Origin of the sequence: Bacillus sp. JFL15 (genome assembly GCF_001184225.1) — a bacterium.
Lineage (GTDB): Bacteria > Bacillota > Bacilli > Bacillales > Bacillaceae > Bacillus > Bacillus siamensis.
On the sequence record NZ_KQ236689.1, the window covers coordinates 502,130 to 520,297 of the forward strand.

18 protein-coding genes are annotated in these 18,168 nt (G+C 48.9%); 5 read left to right on the forward strand and 13 right to left on the reverse strand.

Annotated elements, in window-relative coordinates:
• Positions 1-89: 89 nt before the first annotated feature.
• From AD710_RS02430 to AD710_RS02445, 4 genes are all read right to left on the reverse strand, one after another.
• Positions 90-2,672, reverse strand: a complete 2,583-nt coding sequence (locus tag AD710_RS02430; protein WP_049627190.1) for a DNA translocase FtsK — start codon at positions 2,670-2,672, stop codon at positions 90-92.
• 167 nt (positions 2,673-2,839) lie between these two features.
• The gene (gene ytpR / locus AD710_RS02435) at positions 2,840-3,445 is read right to left on the reverse strand and encodes a YtpR family tRNA-binding protein (protein WP_049627191.1); all 606 of its coding nucleotides are present in this window, start codon (positions 3,443-3,445) and stop codon (positions 2,840-2,842) included.
• 14 nt (positions 3,446-3,459) lie between these two features.
• Entirely contained in the window at positions 3,460-4,269 is an 810-nt protein-coding gene (locus AD710_RS02440; protein WP_016938539.1) for a DUF1444 domain-containing protein, read from the reverse strand.
• A 15-nt stretch (positions 4,270-4,284) separates the two neighbouring features.
• The gene (locus AD710_RS02445; RefSeq protein ID WP_049627192.1) at positions 4,285-4,608 is read right to left on the reverse strand and encodes a thioredoxin family protein; all 324 of its coding nucleotides are present in this window, start codon (positions 4,606-4,608) and stop codon (positions 4,285-4,287) included.
• 197 nt (positions 4,609-4,805) lie between these two features.
• Between AD710_RS02445 and AD710_RS02450 the strand changes: the two genes are divergently transcribed.
• Positions 4,806-5,252, forward strand: a complete 447-nt coding sequence (locus AD710_RS02450; RefSeq protein WP_016938538.1) for a YtoQ family protein — start codon at positions 4,806-4,808, stop codon at positions 5,250-5,252.
• A 32-nt stretch (positions 5,253-5,284) separates the two neighbouring features.
• Here AD710_RS02450 and AD710_RS02455 read toward each other — a convergent pair whose 3' ends face one another.
• A complete protein-coding gene (locus AD710_RS02455; RefSeq protein WP_049627193.1) occupies positions 5,285-6,358 on the reverse strand; it encodes a M42 family metallopeptidase in 1,074 nt (357 codons plus the stop codon).
• 158 nt (positions 6,359-6,516) lie between these two features.
• On the opposite strand from AD710_RS02455, the gene AD710_RS02460 reads away from it, so the two are divergent.
• A complete protein-coding gene (locus AD710_RS02460; RefSeq protein WP_049627194.1) occupies positions 6,517-6,834 on the forward strand; it encodes a PepSY domain-containing protein in 318 nt (105 codons plus the stop codon).
• 55 nt (positions 6,835-6,889) lie between these two features.
• On the opposite strand, the gene AD710_RS02465 is transcribed toward AD710_RS02460, so the two are convergent.
• The 3 genes from AD710_RS02465 to trmB all read right to left on the reverse strand — a co-directional run bounded on the left by AD710_RS02465 (position 6,890) and on the right by trmB (position 10,224).
• Positions 6,890-8,587, reverse strand: coding sequence for an NAD-dependent malic enzyme (locus AD710_RS02465; RefSeq protein ID WP_049627195.1), 1,698 nt, complete (start codon positions 8,585-8,587; stop codon positions 6,890-6,892).
• A 79-nt stretch (positions 8,588-8,666) separates the two neighbouring features.
• Positions 8,667-9,512 carry a YtnP family quorum-quenching lactonase gene (locus tag AD710_RS02470; RefSeq protein WP_049627196.1) on the reverse strand — a complete coding sequence of 282 codons (846 nt, stop codon included), beginning with the start codon at positions 9,510-9,512 and terminating at the stop codon, positions 8,667-8,669.
• Between the two features lie 58 nt (positions 9,513-9,570).
• Entirely contained in the window at positions 9,571-10,224 is a 654-nt protein-coding gene (trmB, locus tag AD710_RS02475; protein ID WP_016938534.1) for a tRNA (guanosine(46)-N7)-methyltransferase TrmB, read from the reverse strand.
• 185 nt (positions 10,225-10,409) lie between these two features.
• Between trmB and AD710_RS02480 the strand changes: the two genes are divergently transcribed.
• Positions 10,410-10,688, forward strand: a complete 279-nt coding sequence (locus AD710_RS02480) for a YtzH-like family protein (RefSeq protein WP_003152357.1) — start codon at positions 10,410-10,412, stop codon at positions 10,686-10,688.
• On the opposite strand, the gene AD710_RS02485 is transcribed toward AD710_RS02480, so the two are convergent.
• The 4 genes from AD710_RS02485 to thpR form a co-directional block, all read right to left on the reverse strand.
• Positions 10,689-11,486 carry a phosphotransferase family protein gene (locus AD710_RS02485; RefSeq protein WP_029575350.1) on the reverse strand — a complete coding sequence of 266 codons (798 nt, stop codon included), beginning with the start codon at positions 11,484-11,486 and terminating at the stop codon, positions 10,689-10,691. It lies immediately after the preceding gene.
• A gap of 268 nt (positions 11,487-11,754) precedes the next feature.
• On the reverse strand, positions 11,755-12,684 hold the full coding sequence (locus AD710_RS02490; protein ID WP_049627197.1) for a YegS/Rv2252/BmrU family lipid kinase: 930 nt from the start codon (positions 12,682-12,684) through the stop codon (positions 11,755-11,757).
• Between the two features lie 52 nt (positions 12,685-12,736).
• Positions 12,737-13,669 carry a hypothetical protein gene (locus AD710_RS02495; protein ID WP_049627198.1) on the reverse strand — a complete coding sequence of 311 codons (933 nt, stop codon included), beginning with the start codon at positions 13,667-13,669 and terminating at the stop codon, positions 12,737-12,739.
• A 26-nt stretch (positions 13,670-13,695) separates the two neighbouring features.
• Positions 13,696-14,247: an RNA 2',3'-cyclic phosphodiesterase gene (gene thpR / locus AD710_RS02500; protein WP_047476840.1), complete on the reverse strand. Its 552-nt coding sequence runs from the start codon at positions 14,245-14,247 to the stop codon at positions 13,696-13,698.
• An 88-nt stretch (positions 14,248-14,335) separates the two neighbouring features.
• Here thpR and cysK point away from each other — a divergent pair, with 88 nt between their 5' ends.
• Complete coding sequence (cysK, locus tag AD710_RS02505; RefSeq protein ID WP_095241479.1) at positions 14,336-15,307, forward strand: cysteine synthase A; 972 nt, start codon at positions 14,336-14,338, stop codon at positions 15,305-15,307.
• A gap of 38 nt (positions 15,308-15,345) precedes the next feature.
• On the opposite strand, the gene pepV is transcribed toward cysK, so the two are convergent.
• Positions 15,346-16,737, reverse strand: coding sequence for a dipeptidase PepV (gene pepV / locus AD710_RS02510; RefSeq protein WP_049627199.1), 1,392 nt, complete (start codon positions 16,735-16,737; stop codon positions 15,346-15,348).
• Positions 16,738-16,832: 95 nt separating this feature from the next.
• Between pepV and AD710_RS02515 the strand changes: the two genes are divergently transcribed.
• Positions 16,833-18,137 (forward strand): NCS2 family permease, encoded by a 1,305-nt coding sequence (locus tag AD710_RS02515; protein ID WP_045926428.1) that lies wholly within the window; start codon positions 16,833-16,835, stop codon positions 18,135-18,137.
• Positions 18,138-18,168: the final 31 nt, after the last annotated feature.

Below are 18,168 nucleotides of genomic sequence, written 5' to 3' on the forward strand. Positions count from 1 at the left end.
GCCGCATGATATTTCAGCGCGTGACAGTGATGCTGTTTGATGGTCCATCCATTATCATACCATGTTTGTGAGAAAAATGAACGATATTCTTATTCTTGAGCAATGTCAGCAGCCGTAATCAGCACTTCGCGGGGTTTGCTGCCCTTCGCTTCTGAGATCATGCCTTCAGCTTCCATCATGTCAATCAGCCTCGCCGCACGGTTATAGCCGATCCTGAACCTTCTTTGAAGGCTGGAGGTGCTGGCGCTGTTTTGCTCCACGACAAATTGGCACGCCTCAGGAAACAGCTCGTCCTCTTCCTTGAGGGCGGTTCCCTGCCTGATCAGTTCTTCCTGTTCAAACAAATAAGAAGGCGGGAGCTGCTTTCTGACATGAGAGACGACGCGGTCGATCTCGCTGTCTGACACAAAGTTGCCCTGCAGACGCACCGGTTTTCCGGTACCGTTTTCCCAGTAAAGCATGTCGCCTTTTCCGAGCAGCTTTTCCGCCCCCGCCATGTCGATAATCGTTCTGGAATCGACCTGACTTGAGACGGAGAATGCGATCCTCGTCGGGATGTTCGCCTTGATCATGCCGGTAATGACATCGACAGACGGACGCTGTGTCGCGACGAGGAGATGAATGCCGCAGGCTCTCGCTTTCTGCGCGATTCTGGCAATGCTTTCTTCCACATCGTTCGGCGCGACCATCATTAAATCGGCAAGCTCATCAATAACCACTACGAGGTACGGGAGCTTTTCGCCTGTCTTATGATCGGCCGTTAATTCATTAAAGCGGCCGATATCTCTCACACCTGAATGAGCAAACAGTTCATACCGCCGTTCCATCTCTTCCACAACCCATTTTAACGCCGCGGTTGCAGCTTTGGCGTCCGTGATGACGGGGCTGACTAAATGCGGAATTTGGTTATAAGGCGCAAGCTCGACCATTTTCGGATCAATCAAAAGCATTTTGACATCGCTCGGATCTGCTTTATAAAGCAGACTGACCAAAATGGTATTGATGCAGACGCTTTTTCCCGATCCTGTCGCACCCGCAATCAAGCCGTGCGGCATTTTTTTCAAATCAATGACGACCGGGTTGCCGGAAATATCGACACCGAGCGCGGCTGTAAGCGGAGACGGATTCGTCCTGAAAGCGGCGCTTCTGATCATCTGCCGTAAATCAACGACCTTGCTTACGCGGTTCGGAACTTCAATGCCGATCGTGTTTTTGCCGGGGATCGGCGCCTCAATCCGAATATCCTTGGCAGATAAACTCAGCTTTATATCATCTGCTAAGTTTGTAATTTTGTTTACTTTCACTCCCGGCTCAGGATGCACTTCAAATCTTGTGACGGACGGGCCTTGTGTGACATGAACGACTTGGGCGCGCACATTAAAGTTTTTCAGCGTGACGTTTAAAAGCTCGCGCTGTTCTTCAATCCATGATTGGTCGTCATGTCTCTGCGCCGGCGGTACGTCCAGAAGCGACAGATTCGGGAAAACATAGCCCGCACCGCCCTCTGGCGTCTTCGCCTGCTTGTGTTTATCGCTTTTAAGCATCATGACGTTAAATGGAACACTGCGCTCTTTCGGCCGCTCCGCCGTTTTCACGGGCTGTTCGTGATTCTTCGTTTTTTCTTCGGCAGGCGGGGCCGGGGCTTCGGGCGGCTCGATGACTGCAGATTCAGGCTCCGGTTCAGAATGCTGAGGGGCTTCGTTGAACTCAGGCTGTTCATCTGCTTTTTGTTCCGCGTCAGCCTCAGGCGATTCAGACTGCGGCTGAACTTCCTCTTCAGCGGGTTCTGAGTATGTATATACCGGTTCCCCAGCGGTTTCAAAAGCTTGAGCGGCTTCCGTCTCAGACTGCTGATACTCCTCCTGCTGCGGCGCTTGTTCTTCTGTGTGTTCAGACGGCCGGGACGCTTCATACTCAGTCTCATTTAAAGGCTGCGGCTCGGTTTGTTCCAGCTCTTGTTGATCTGTATAGCCGGCAGGTTCCGTGCTTTCCGGCTGCTGCAGGTCTTTAGCCTGGCGCGGTTCTGATGCACTGTACACTTGCTCTTTTGCATTCTCAGCCTCAGTGTGCGGCTGCTCTTTTTGGGCGGCCTGGAATTCTTCCGTTTCTTGTTTCACAGACGGTTCCGGCCGGGTGTCCGTCTGTTTTGTCATGCCGGATGCTGTGAATGCGGGCTCTTTTTCCGTTTCCTGACCGGACTTTGGCGGAACAAATTGCTCCTCTGACAGCAATGTCACGCTCTCTTCACGCTGTTTTTGCGGATTAGGCGTTTTTTTAATGCTGTGCTGAGATTGAAAACCGTAGACCGGTGAAGGAATGGAGGACGGTTTAAAGGGCTTTTTCACCGGCTCCGGCTCTTCATATGTATGCTGTTTCCGCTCCCGCTCCATTTGCTCCTTCCCGGCGGCATATCCCCGGGACGGATGGCGGCGTTCATGCCTTTCCTGCTGTCTCTGTTCCGTTCGCTTATAGCCGTCCGGAACGACAGGAAAGCGGAAATTCCCTTTCGGATATTCGTAATATATTTTAGGATCTTCCATGCGCGTTAATTTGCCTTCTGGCTGATCCGGTATCTGCTGTTTCGGGATTTGGGCATGTGTGTTCGGTTCATGTTCATGCTCTTCTTCTTTTTCACCTAAAAATAAGTCAAAAAATTTATTCAGCCAACTCATGTTTAATCACTCTCTAACTCCCTTATTAGTAGTCTGGGACGATATTTAGTATACCACTGCCGGGCCGCTCAGAAAAGATTAAGCTCCCAACTGAAGAAAGCCGTTAAGCAGGCCTGCTTAACGGCTTTCTCTCACATCATTCGATTCTGTGCGCTTATTTATGGGAGTTAGAATTGAAATGCTTCGCCGGCCTCGCGGCTGTCTTCAAGAACGAGAATGCCTTTTTCCGACGGTGCATCCGGCAAAGCGAGTTCTTTCGCAGAGCAGATCATACCGCTTGACGGAACGCCTCTTAAGTCAGCGTCTTTAATGACAAGTCCGCTCGGCATCACTGCGCCGACTTTAGCGACGACGACTTTTTGTCCTTTGTCTACGTTCGGCGCGCCGCAAACGATTTGAAGGGTTTCCTCTCCCACATTCACTTGGCAGATATTCAGTTTATCCGCATTCGGATGTTTTTCTTTCGATTCAACATGACCGACAACAAATTTCGGAGAAAGGTCAACTGTCAGCGTTTCTGAAACACCGTTTCTGTTCAGTATTTCATTCACGTCCTGAACGAATGTCTCAGACAATGCGACAGGGCCGTTGTCCTCAATCTGTAAATAAGAAGATACGTTAAAAATATTAAAGCCCGTCGTTTCTTTTGTTTCTTTGTTAAAGATTCGGACGACATCGCCTTCTCTTTCATAGCCGATTTCTTCACGTGCTGCATCTTTAAGAGAGATCAGAAGCGTATCTCCCACACCTTCTTTATTGTAAAAAGCGTTCATAAGAAAAATCCTTTCTAATCCTTTTTCGGCCGGCTTTTCGCCATGATAAACACAGGTTCCAGTCTGCCTTCATTATAGAGAAATGAAAGGGCCGTAATCGGCACCGTGCCGCTTGCAAAGAAGCTCATGGACATTTGCCCTAAAATATCATAACCCGATTCATTTCGAATGTCAGCAAGTATTAATACATCCTGATGCGGGACAGAAATCGCTAATTCGCCTTCAGCGGCCTGTTTGTATTCATGAAGAATCGAATCATTGAGAATCCGGCTGGCGTCATAGCCGTCATTCGCTCTGAAAAAATAAAAATAATTGCCCGCAACCGTATCCTGTTTCACGACCGAAGGGAGCGAGCGGAGATTGAATGATGCCGTTTCCCTGATCCGTTCTTTTGTCCAGTTTTCTTTCTCAAGCATCCGGCTGTCAATTAAGCGGTACGTCTTGCCGAGATCAAGCGCGTAGTAGATTCTGGTTTCGGCGGTATGGTCATCATACACGAGCGGAATGCCGTCGCCCGTTTGATCAGGAAATGACGTGGAGCGGATCACCGGATAAATTCCGGCTTCCTTTCCGGACATCTCCTGTCCGCTTCCTCCCATCGCCTCCATCGCTTCTGACACATAGTAGACGATCTCGTCGATCGCTTCTTCTTTTTTCGTCTCCCACTTGGCGATGATCGGCGGAAGTTCTAATGTGATGCCTTTTTTGGTCGTTTGATCCTCAACACGGAGGGTGTCTTTTTCTCTGTCAAAAAAGAAGGATCGGTTCTCGTGCTGCAGGCGCTGTTTTAATAGATCCGACAGCTTCCTCGACGTCATCTTCAAAGCCCGTGGCCTCCTTTATGCTTTAGCAAGGGAATCGGTTAAAAATTGCTCGATTTCTTCTTTTGTTTTGCGGTCTTTGCTGACGAAGCGGTTCACTTCTTTTCCTTCGTTAAATACCACAAAACTCGGAATGCCGTAGATTTCCCATTCCGCACATGTATCGATAAATTGATCGCGGTCTACGTAGTAATAAGTGAATTCAGGAAAGTCCGCTTCCAGCTCAGGGAGAAACGGCTCCACAAAGCGGCAGTCCGGGCACCAATCCGCTGAAAACATAAATACCGCCCAATCGTCCTGTACCGCTTTTTGCAATTCTTCCGTGCTTTCAATCTTTTTCATTGTCATTCCTCCATCTGGATTTTGAGTTTTTTTGTATGCTGATGTTTGTCCAATTGGATCATACCAGACTGTTTACAGCAAGACCAACTATATGCAATATCATTATCATATTTCATTTGCATTATCAAGCAAGTTTCGTTTACCATTTTGCTTATAGCTGTACGAAAATCTGAATATGGAATAAGGAGGAGCAAAAGATGCAGTTTGTCGTATATTTAGCCGGTGAAATCCACAGCGATTGGCGGAACGAGATCAAGAACAAAGCAAAAGCGCTGCACCTGCCGATTACGTTTGTCGGACCGATGGAAAACCATGAGCGCTCAGACAATATCGGAGAAGAGATTATGGGCGAGCAGCCTGATTCTGTTTTAAAGGACGCCAGAGCTTCTGATATCAACAATTTCCGTACAGAGGTGCTGATGGAAAAAGCCGATTTTGTGATCGCCCTGTTTGGCGAGAAATATAAACAGTGGAATACCGCGATGGATGCTTCTTATGCCATCGCAAAAGGCAAGCCGCTCATTCTGATCCGTCCGAAAGAGCTGCACCATCCGCTGAAAGAGCTTTCCGGCAAAGCGAATATTACGGTGGAAACCGTCAATCAAGCGATGAAAGCACTCTCTTATTTATTTGAAACAGAATAAGCAGGCCGCCTTATGCGGGCCTGCTTATTTTTTCACACATTTTCTCTGATCGTTTCGACCGTCTGCTTGTCACTCGCCATGACCAGCTTAATGAGCATTTCTTTCGCCGCGGCATAATCATCGACATGGATGATGGCGGCATTTGTATGAATGTATCTTGAACAAATGCCGATGACGGCTGACGGAACCCCGCTGTTTGATATGTGAACCCGCCCGGCATCCGTTCCTCCGCCGGAAGCGAAATATTGATAAGGGATATTGTGCGTTTCCGCCATATCAAGGACGAACTCTCTCATCCCGCGGTGCATGACCGTCGTTCTGTCGAGTATGCGGAGCAGCACTCCCTCACCGAGACGGCCGAACAGCTCCTTATCGCCGCTCATATCATTTGCCGGGCTGGCATCAAGCGCGAAGAAGAGATCAGGCTGAATCATGTTGGCCGCTGTCTGCGCCCCTCTCAGGCCGACTTCCTCCTGAACGGTGGCCCCGGCGTACAGGTTGTTCGGCAGCTCTTTTCCGTGCAGCTCTTTTAATAATTCAATGCTTAATCCGCATCCGTAGCGGTTATCCCACGCTTTGGACAATATTTTCTTCTCATTGGCCATCGGGGTGAACGGGCAGACCGGCACGACCTGCTGCCCCGGTCTGATCCCCATTTTGACCGCGTCCTCTCTGTCATCTGCACCGATATCAATCATCATATTTTTGATCTCCATCGGCTTTGCGCGCTGGGCATCCGTTAAAATGTGGGGCGGGATGCTTGAGATGACGCCGATGACAGGTCCGTTATCCGTCTGAACCTCGACGCGCTGGGCCAGAAGCACCTGACTCCACCAGCCGCCGAGCGTCTGAAATCTCAGCATGCCGTTATCCGTAATCTGCGTTACCATAAATCCGACTTCATCCATATGGCCTGCTACCATAATAGTGGGCGCATCTTCAGCACCGCGCCTTACGCCGAAAACACTTCCGAGTCTGTCCTGCACGATGTCATCCGCATATTTCGCAAGCTCCCATTTCATAAAGGAGCGGACCTGATGTTCATTTCCCGGTGCGCCGGGAAGCTGCGTCAGCGTCCGGAAAAGCGTTTTCGTTTCCTCATTCATATTTTCCCCTCATTTCTATGTAATGCTTTTATTTTATTAGAAAAACAACTGTTTTCCAAGCGGTCAGATTGAATGGGCTGCCAAACCGCCGCTTTACTTAACACTGTCTGGCATCTTCTGTATAATAAAAACTACGACATAATTGGAGGTGCTTCATATTGAAATTACGTCATTTTCTCTTAGGTGCAGGAGTCGGATTATTCGCTGCCATCGCAGTGAAAAAGTATGCGATGAAACCTTATATCTCTTCAGAAAAAGCGCTCCGTATCGTGAAAGCGGCTTTTAAACAGCGCGGACCGATAGACGGATCGTGGATTTACACAGAGCCTGAGCCTTACCAGGTAAACGGAGAAACCATCCAGGTATACAAAACCGGTGTGACACGTTCGGCTTTCGGCGAGCTGGAGCAATATGAAGTCATGGTCAATGCAAAAACAGGCCAGATTGTCGATGTCATTGATTCTGTCGCCTCATAATTCGGACAAGCAAAAAATAAAGCCCAAAACCATCAGCGTTTTGGGCTTTATTCGGTTACATCGGCCGAATCCGTTTGTATACAGGGTGCCACATCTCGTCCTGCACCGTTTGGATCAGATCCTCGGGCTCCGTTTCCGCTACACCGTCCTGGATGGCCGCTTTCGCTACGGCTACCGCTACAGTTGCCGATACCGTCCTAAGATCTTCCACTTTCGGGAGCATTGGCGCCCCAGGCTTGCCGACATCCACCATACCGGCGATGGCATTCGCGCAGGCGACGAACATATTGTCCGTAATGAGTCTTGCCTTTGTCACAATCGTGCCGAGTCCGAGTCCCGGAAATACGAGTGCGTTGTTCGCCTGGCCGATATGGTACGTCACGCCGTTATACTCAACAGGCGGGAACGGACTGCCCGTCGTGACAAGCGCGCGGCCTTCTGTCCATTTAATTAAGTCTTCTGGTTTTGCTTCTGATAATGTGGTCGGATTTGACATCGGCAAAATAGCGGGCCGTTTGACATGTGAGGCCATTTCTTTGACGATTTCTTCCGTAAATGCGCCTGATACAGTAGATGTGCCGATCAGAATCGTCGGCTTGGCCTGACGGACCGTCTCCGCCAGATCAATTGATCCGCCTTCACCGCTGCGGCTGTACTCTTTCACTTCATCGGCAGGCCGGGCGTACGGAACCTGAAAATCACGCAAGTCTTTCATGTCATCCGTTAACAGTCCGTTTCTGTCGATACACCAAAAGCGGCTGTATGATTCTTCTTCGCTTAATCCGGCATGCACCATTGCTTCACGCAGCTGCTCAGCAATTCCGATACCGGCCGTTCCCGCGCCGAAGACGACGACTTTATGTTCTTTTAAAGGCACTTTTGATGCTTTCGCGCAGGCTAAAACAGCTGCAAGCGATACCGCGCCCGTTCCTTGAATGTCATCGTTAAACGTACAGACTTTATCTTTATACCGTTTCAATATGCCGCGGGCGTTAGCCGTGCCGAAATCCTCCCAATGAAGCAGCGCATTCGGGAATGTTTCGAGGGCAAGCGAGACATACTCATCAATAAAGCGGTCATATTTCTCGCCGCGCACTCTTGAATGCTGGTTTCCGACGTAAAACGGATCATTTAAGAGGCTTTCCTGATTCGTCCCCGCGTCCAATACGACCGCAAGCACTCGTGACGGGTCAATTCCGGCCGCTGCCGTATACACCGCAAGTTTTCCGACGGAAATGGCGATGCCGCCGACGCCCCAATCACCGATTCCCAGAATGCCCTCGGCATCTGTCGCAACGATTAAATCAATGTTTTCATTTTTTCCGAACTGCTGAAATGCGGCGCGCATTCCCTCAGGATCATCTATCGACAAATACAGACCGCGGGGTTTTCTGTACTCATGGCTGTAACGCTGGATCGCGGTGCCGACTGTCGGCGTATATACGATCGGCAGCATTTCGCCTAAATGATCATTTAACAGCCTGTAAAATAATGTTTCATTCCGGTCATGGAGAGCAGTCAAGTACACATTTTTGCTCAGCTCGTCAGGCTGCGAACTGAACTGTTCGTAAGCCCGCTTCACCTGCTCTTCGATTGTCAATACCTTCGGCGGCAGAAATCCCTCGAGTCCGAGTTCCTTTCTTTCCTCTTGTGTAAAGGCCACCCCTTTATTTAAAAAAGGAGTAGAAAGAACTTCTAATCCGCGCAGAGTTGTTTTGATTTCTCCATCTTTTGTCACTTGAAATTGATTCACCTGTCTCTTCCTTTCAAAGCAATTTGTCTTAGGTTTGCTTTTATTCCCGAAATTCATACAGGTAAATCATTTGATCCGCTTATTTTTTCTCCCGTTTGACAGACGCCGCCACTTCGCCGTCTTCGCCCCATTTTACGGCTCTGTAAATCGTGTCGTGATAGAAAATCAGCCAGGCGTCTTTCTCTGCCGCGAACGCCTGCCATTTTTGCTTTTGCGGAATGGAGGTCATCGGATAGTCATCATATGCCAGCACCCATAACGGATTTTTATGGGCGTTTGTCGGCATCAGGTCGGCAAAATGCACAGCCGTTTCCCCTCCGTCTTCTAACACAATGACACTGTGTCCGTCACTGTGGCCGCCGGTGTGGTGCATCGTAATGCCTTCTGTGAGCTCATACGCGTTCTCAAAGGTTTCGACCTGATCTTGTACAGCCTCCCAATTTTCTCTCCAGTATGTATTTTTCGATCTGATATTAGGGTTTTTCATTTCTTGCCACTCTGTCGCAGAAGTGATAATGCGGGCGTTCGGGAAAACAGAGACAAGCTCCTCTCCGCGGTATTCCGTCAGGCCGCATGCATGGTCAAAATGAAGATGGGTCATTGCCGCAATATGAATGTCTTCACAGGAAAGCCCGAGTTCACTCAGAGATTTTTTCAGATTGGACTCCTGCGTTACGCCGTAATTCCTTTTCTGCTTATCGGAGAATTTCCCTCTGCCGATCCCCGCGTCAACCAAAATATTCAGGCCGTTTTTTCTGATCAGAATCGGGTCTGTTCTTAATTCAATCTGGTTTTTGTCGTTTACAGGGTATTTTCTCGACCATAAAGGCTTCGGGACAACGCCGAACATCGCTCCTCCGTCCATATGCGTTACACCGCCGTCCAGCCATGTTAATGAAATATTCCCAATATTCAATGTCTCCATCTTGATCCCTCCTGATGTAATGGTAGCAAATGGAGAAATAAAAAAACAGACTCCCGCATCAGAGTCTGTCTTTTGTTCTCCATTCAACTTCAGCCCGGTAAATCGGCTGGCCGAGCGCGGAGAATTTTTCTTCGTATTCTGTCATAATATTGCCTTTCGGATCGCTGTTGTGCAGATCGAGACTGACTTCCTTCAGGAGCAGGCCGTATTCGGAAAAACTTTTCAAAGAGTATTCAAACAACCCGCGGTTATCGGTTTTGAAATGAATCTCACCCGTTTCGCCCATGACTTCTTCGTATTTTTTCAAGAACGCTTTAAAGGTTAAACGGCGTTTTTCGTGACGGTTTTTCGGCCAAGGGTCAGAAAAGTTTAAATATACGCGCTTGATTTCTCCCCGTTCAAATACGTCATTCAGTGTTTCCGCGTCTATATTTAACAAACGGACATTGTGAGCCCCGCTGTCCTTTACTTTTTGGACGGCAGTGACGATGACACTTTTAAACAGCTCAATTCCGATATAGTTGATATCCGGATTCTGCTTGGCCATTCCTGAAATGAACTGCCCTTTTCCCGTACCGACTTCAATATGGATCGGGTTGTCATTGCCAAAGACCGTGTTCCACCGCCCTTTATACTGAGCCGGATCACTGATGGCGATGTCAGCGTTTTCTGCCAGAAAATCATTCGCCCAAGGTTTATGGCGCATTCTCATATGATTGACACCTCTATCTATAATTTCGAGTAACAACATACCATGAAACAAAAAGAGCCGCAAGCGCCTTTTAAAGGCTCCGGCTGCATAAAAAAAGAGGCTCCCCGGTCCGGAACACTCATGTGATGCATAAAACCGCACCGCTTTGCACAATGTATGACACAGAAAGGATGTGTATATGAATCATGGGCTTAACAAGCGAACATCAGGTCCGGTTATTAAAGGACATACTGGCCGACCACCAGTTGGATTGCTGCGGCACGGTTGCCGAGTATGAACAGCTCGAGCGCGTCATCAAATCGCTGATGGCCAACACCGGGCTTGATTCAAATATAAAAAACGTGCTCGAGGATGTATACCGCTACAGCCAGTCAGGCATCACGGCCGATTCCATCGACACGCATATTCAGGAGCACCAAAACCATTTGTCCCAATGGGTGGAGCAGATGGATTCGTACTCCTGACTACTTGACAATCCGCTTCATCAGGGCATGAAGCTCTTCCATGGCATCATGATACGCTTTGTCATTCCCTTTTGATTTGTGCCAGGCGATGAAGGTGATGGTCTCTGATAACATGTACCACGCCATCCGCAGCCGAAGCCCTTCCGTGAGCTTCATGCCGTACATCCCAAGCCAGCTGTCCCACGCTGGCTCTTCGACGTAATGATACAATAAAGGGCCAAGATCCATGGCCGGATCAGCTATCATCGCGCCGTCCCAATCTATTAAATACAGCTGGTCGTTTTCAGACAAAAGCCAGTTATTATGATTCACATCACAATGGCAAACGACTTTTTCACCGAATTGCACCTGATCCACATGAGCTTCCAAATAAGCAAGGCCTTCCTGAATGAGCGGCGAAAATTGCCGCACAGCAAAGACGGCCTGCTTCAGCTGCGACAAAAGAGCGCCCGGATCGAGCGGTTCTTTCCCCAATCTTTTCAGCATGTCAAGCAAGGCTTTAGATGTGTGGATTTTGCGGAGCAGCTCAGCCACCGGGCGTCCGCTCATATCCTTCGGCTTCAGCTCTCTGCCCGTCATCCAATGCTGAGCCGTAATAACGTCTCCGTTTTCCATCCGTTTCGTCCAAACCAGCTTCGGAACAATGCCTTCGGCGGATAACACGGCTAAAAAGGGCGAGCTATTACGTTTTAAAAAAAGCTGTTGGCCGTTATGTTTCGCATAATATGCATCTCCTGTAGCTCCTCCGGCGGGGAAGATCTCCCAATCGCTACCTAGTAATTGTCCCAACCAGTTCATATCAATGTTCAACCCATCATTTCTTAAAATATTTTAGAATAGGCCTCCAGCCTTTCTCTTTCGGCGGAGCAGCCTGTCATAAACAATTTCTTGAGAATAAAAAAGACAGCTATTGAGAGTCTCATATGCTAATCAATAGCCGTCTTATAAATTTTAGCGCTACAGCACAAACTTCGTCAAGCAAAACTAGCAAGAACACGTATGAATTCTGAAGATTTATGCCGCAAACGGTTCTTTGCCGAGAAAGATTTGACGGGTTTTATTTTTATTATGTTTTTATTTTTAACGGCGCCCCGCCCGGCATCAGCCGAAACGGCGTCGTTCCGACCAGTTCGCCGTCAGCGTGAAACGGAATTTTCCCATCTGTTTCAAAAATGAATTCCTTCCCCTTTATCACCGTCACTCCGTCCATTTTGATATGCCGGCCAAAGCTCATCGCCCATAAAAAACGATACAGCGAGAAAAAGGACAGGTTTTCCGCAATGACAATATCAAAATTGTTTTGGCGGGGATTTGCAGAAGGCGCCGCTTTCATACCGCCTCCGTAATAAGGATGATTTGCCGCAATGACAAACCAGACATTGCGGAATTCATGCCTTTGGCCGTCTGCCGTGCATGCAAACCGGAACGGCTGAAATCCCGAGGCCGTATGTATATGCGCAAGCGGGTAAATCACAAAACCGAGACGCAGAAACCGAAGAACACGCGAAAACGGAAACTCCGCGGCTGCCTTCGAAACCGAGGCGTCAAACCCTACAGACAGGTGGTTAATAAAATAAAGAGATTGTGCTTTGTCATGAAAAAAGTTGATGCTTCCCCCGAAAAATTTCCGTGTGAGCGGGCGGTGCAGACCTTTGATTTCATGGAGGAGCGCCGACTTCTTAACACCGAGGCCTTTGGAAAAGTCATTGTACGAACCGGCGGGCACAAAGGTCAGTTCAATCTGATCCATTCCTTTCAGTCCGTTAATGACTTCATGCATCGTGCCGTCACCGCCGATGACAAAAAGCCGCTTCAGCTTATGATCCTGCATCGTTGAAATCTGTCTCGCCAGCACCTCCGCATGCCCGGGATGTCCGGTCAGAAAGGAGCGGTGGCTGACACCGCGTCTGGTCAGCTCTTTTTGAACCGATTTCCAGACACGCCGCCCCCTCCCGCCTCCTGAGACCGGATTAATAATAAAAAACCATTGACTCATCGTTTGTTTTCACCTGCTTCATTGAAGAAGAGACAGCCTCCAAACGTCCGTTTTAATCAAGCCATTCCTGTCTCCGGCTTGAATCGCTCAAGCCGTAAGACAAAAGTGCCTTCGCCGCCTTCAGCTGATGGTGCTTGATCGGCGCCGTATTTTTCCGCTGCTTTTCCAGCCACTCTGCGGCGGTCCGTTTATCGGCTATATCCAGCCCGAATGGCGGCTCCGGGTAATCAAAATAAGACGTTCTGCTGAGCAAAAGCTTCCTGACGGGAATGTCGGCCTGCTTTTCTTTTACGATTTGCGAAACGACCGAGCCCGTGCGGTTCAGGCTGAGAGACGGATTTAATACTTGGCGCGTGCTGCCGGAACCCCTCTCTTCCCAAAAACGATGTTTTGATCCGATATATACGCTGTCCTCTTCAGCTTCCATAAAAGCAGCGCAGAAAATCTCCAGCGGGGAGATGATGATGATGCTCAGCTCGACGGACGCCTGCTGGATTTGAAGAACCGGATGATACATCACAAAATAGGAATCGGGCAGCTTTTGAGCCAGCATTTTTAATATCCTGTCCCTCTTGACCGCCTGCGAAAGCTCAGACTTTTGAGAAAGCGTGGAGCTCGCCCATTTTAATTGAAAGTCATACAGCTGTTCTTTGAAAAAAGACGCGAGCTCAGACTTTTGAGACGGAAGATGTCCGAACAGCGCCTCTTCTTCCTCCGGCTCATCAAACCATTGGTGCCTCTTTTCATTTATATCGGCCGTTATTTCTTCTTTTCTCTTTTTTAAGAAAAATTTTTTTCGGGCCGACGTTTGGCCGGTTTCACCGCCTTGAGGCGTTTCTGTTTCTTTTTCTTCTGTTTTCCGGTCATACGCTTCAAGGAGAGCCTCCCAGCGTTCTTTCTTCAGCCGGATAAACTGGTTCATATAATGATATGGATCAAGCTCATATCTTGATATGCAATCGTGAATTTTGATGATCTGTGCCATGTGATTTCCCCACTCCGAATATTTGTTTATGTCAATTGAAACTGTGCGATTTCTTCGTATTTTGGCGACCGGTCAAGGTGGGTCTGAAACAGGGAAAATCGGCTGACGGCGCTTTGCACCCTGCCGCTTTCAAACGGCACATCGTCCGGAAACGGCCGGTCTCCCGCCCACTTCCGCGCCATCGTCATATGAGGATGATACGGCCGTTTTTCCACTTGAAAACCGGCTTTTAAAACAGCCTGTTTTATATTTTCCCGCAAATCAAAGAGCCGTTCATTCCGTTCAGGTTCTAGGTGAAGCACTCTCGGCTGTCTGCGGTCGCCGAAAACATCCAGATGCTGAAACTGTACGGTAAACGGCTGCGCTTTCGACGCAGCATATGTGAGCAAAGGCAATAGTTTCGCAAGCCGGGCTTCATCCGCAGCCCCGAGAAAAATGAGTGTAATATGATAGTCATGCGGATGCACCCATTTTTTGAATGTTAACGCCGGCTCCTTTCTGGCTGCTTCCCAAATCGGTTCAGCAATGTCAGCAGGAATCGGAATGCCGATAAAATAATGCGGCAATGAAGCTTTCATATGAGGATCTCCCCTCTTTTGTTATGGTGTTATTATAAAACGGATACGCGGAGAGGAGAACCCTGTCCGCTTATTATGATAGGATATTATGTACCGAACGTTTTATACAGAAAGGAATGAGCCGGTCTTGAAAATCGCAAACAGCACGGCGGAGCTGATCGGCGGCACACCGATCGTAAAGCTCAATCGCCTTCAGCCAGAACATGCAGCTCAAGTCTATTTAAAATTAGAATCATTTAACCCAAGCGGCAGTGTCAAAGACAGAGCGGCTTACAATATGATCATTGAAGCGGAAAAAAGCGGGCATTTAAAACCCGGCTCTGTCATCATCGAACCGACAAGCGGCAATACAGGCATCGGTCTGGCGATGAACGCGGCGGCCCGCGGCTACAGAGCAATCCTCGTCATGCCTGACACGATGACGAAAGAACGCATCAACCTGCTTAAAGCGTACGGCGCCGAGGTGGTATTAACGCCGGGGGCTGAAAGAATGCCCGGCAGCATCAAAAAAGCGAAAGAACTCGCCGAACAGATTCCGGGAAGTTTTATCCCGATGCAATTCGATAACGGCGCAAATCCGGACGCCCACCGAAAAACGACCGCGATTGAAATCTATCAGGCCGTTCAGCAGCTCAACAGGCCGCTCGGTGCTTTTGTTGCAACGGCGGGAACGGGCGGAACTATTACCGGAACCGGAGAAACGCTGAAGGAGCTTTTCCCTGATATGATTGTTCATGTCGCCGAACCCGCGGGATCGCCGGTACTGTCCGGCGGAAAACCCGGCGCTCATAAGCTGGTTGGGACAAGCCCCGGATTTATTCCCGGCATATTGAATCAGGACGTTTACGATGAAATCATGAAAATATCTGATGAAGATGCGTATACGACAACACGGCGCCTGGCCCGGGAAGAAGGTATACTCGTCGGCCCGTCTTCAGGCGCCGCCTGCTTTGCCGCCATTGAAACCGCAAAACGCCTCCCTTCCGAACAGATCGTCATCTGTATGACGGCCGATACGGGAGAACGTTATTTATCAACGGATTTATGGTCATTTGAATGATAAAAAAGGGATGCCGCTTTCGGCGTCCCTTTTTGTGATCACTTGGCAAGCTCATAAATGGCTTCGGCGTATAAAGCGGTTGATCGGAGAAGATCATCAATTTCAATGTACTCATCCTTTTGATGCGCGCTGTCAGGCCGGCCGGGGAACAGCGGTCCGAACGCCACGCCCGCCGCAAGGGATCTCGCATACGTTCCTCCGCCGATTGAAATCAAATCCGCTTTCTTTCCCGTCTGTCCCTCATAAACCTTTTGAAGCGTCTTTACGAGCGGATGATCGGCAGATACGTGGTGCGGTTTGCTGTCTTTAAATTCTTCAAGCCGAAATTCAGCAGCGGACATAAAGGCATCACGAATCACTTGGCTGTCCGAAGTGACGGGATAACGGATGTTGATGCCGAGTTCTCCGCCCTCACCCTTTCTGTATGTAAAGATGCCGACATTCAATGTAAGCTCTCCGCTGATGTCATCCCTGCAATCAATCTTCAGCTTTTTGCCCCGTGTATCATTTAAAAAATAGTCACTGACGGTTTTGACAAAGTGTTTTCCGGCTTCATCCAGTTCCGTTCCGTTAAGGCATTCAGCAAGCTTTAAGCCGGCATTGACACCATTATTCGGTTCCATCGCGTGGCATGATTTTCCGAACACCCGAAGCGTCAGTTTTCCGTTTTCCGAAACCGCTTCACCTTGTGTTTTTGACTGCTCCAGCCAGTTGCTGAAATATGCGTGCACGGCATCCAGGCCGGCCCCTTCAATGACCGCTTCAGCCGCATCCGGCACCATGTTCAAGCGCAGCCCTGAACGGAATGACAGAAGCGCGTTTTTTGCGTCTTTGTCAGAAGTTCTTTTTGCAATACGCAGTGTGGCATCTATCATTCCTTTTTCCGCGTTAATGATCGGAAAATCGGCGTCAGGGGCAAATCCGATGTCAGGCATTTTTTCGTGTTTGAAATAGTGGTCCACGCATCTCCAATCACTCTCTTCATCTGTTCCGATGATGATTCTCACGCGTTTGGATAAAGGCAGCTGCATGTCTTTGACGATTTTCAGCGCGTAAAACGCCGCCATTGTCGGCCCTTTATCATCAATGGCGCCTCTGGCATATATCCGGCCGTTCCTGATTTCGGCTGAAAACGGATCGCTTGTCCAGCCGTCTCCGGGCGGAACGACATCGACGTGGCACAGAACGCCGACAATTTCGTCACCCGTCCCCCACTCAATATGGCCCGCATAGCCGTCAAGATTTTTGACGGTGAAGCCTTCTTTTTCACCGAATTCCAGCAGTGAAGTCAGGCTGGCATTGACGCCTTCCCCAAACGGCCGGCCGGGGCCGGCTGTTGATTCGTCCATTACGCTGTTGATCTGTAAAAATTTCTGCGTGTCTCGGATGAGATCTTCTTTGTTTCGGATAACTTCAACTTCCCAGTTCATCACAAATCCCCTTTCTTGATAAAGACTTGCAAAATGTTCATAAAACGAATAATATAGATGATGTTTTGAAAAAATGTTCGTCATTGGAGGTACTTATGTTTCATCTCGACAAGCATCAAACGACAATAAAAAGAGAAATTACCGCGGGACTGACCACCTTCTTTACAATGGTGTATATCATTGTCGTCAACCCGGTGATCCTTTCAAATGCGGGAATTCCGTTTGACCAGGTGTTCACCGCCACGATTATCGCTTCCATTGTCGGAACTTTATGGATGGCTCTCGCTGCGAATTTTCCGATTGCCATTGCCCCCGGCATGGGCTTAAACGCGTATCTCGCCTTTCATGTTGTCGGCGCAGGCAGCGGCATTTCGTATCAGACGGCTTTCAGCGCCGTATTTATCGCGGGAGTCATCTTTATCATTTTATCGTTAACGCCTTTAAGAAAACAACTAATAGAAGCCATTCCGGGCAATTTAAAATACGGAATTACGACCGGCATCGGCTTATTTATCGCATTTATCGGTTTGCGCCAATCCGGTATCATCACGGCTGATAAATCTAATTTAGTCGCACTCGGTGATCTTCATTCACCTGCCGTCATTTTAACGCTTATCGGGCTTATCATCAGTATCGTGCTGATGGTGCTGAATGTAAACGGGGCTCTGTTCATCGGTATGGCGCTGACCGCTGTCATTGCCTTTTTGACCGGTCAGATTCATTTTACAAAAGGGTTCATGTCCTTCCCGCACCTGCCTGAGGGGCTTTTAATAACAAATCCGTTCGGAGCCCTCGGGGATGTCGTGCACCACGGTCTGTACGCCGTTGTGTTTTCTTTTCTTCTCGTTACGATTTTTGACACGACCGGCACCATGATCGGTGTCGCCGAACAGGCAGGATTGATCAAAAACAATCAGCTGCCGAATGCGAGAAGAGCGCTTTTGGCTGATTCGACCGCTACGACGGTCGGAAGCATTTTCGGCACCAGCCCGACGACCGCGTTCGTTGAATCTTCAGCAGGGGTGGCCGCCGGCGGAAGAACGGGCCTGACGGCGCTGACGATTGCCGTTATGTTTGCCGTTTCCATGTTTTTCAGTCCGCTTGTCAGCGTCTTATCAGAAGTGTCCGCCATTACGTCACCGGCTCTGATTATTGTCGGCAGCCTGATGATGGGAGCGGTGTCGAATATCCGCTGGAATGAGCTTGATGAAGCATTCCCGGCCTTTCTCGTTATTTTGGCGATGCCTTTAACATCCAGTATTTCAACCGGAATCGCGCTCGGCTTCATTTCATACCCGCTTGTGAAGCTCGCTAAGAAAAAATGGCGCGAAATCCATCCTTTAGTCATCATCTTTGCGGTGCTGTTTTTTATTCAGCTTTTTATTTTGAACGGACATTAAAAAAATCCCTTTCCTTTTTCGGAAAGGGATT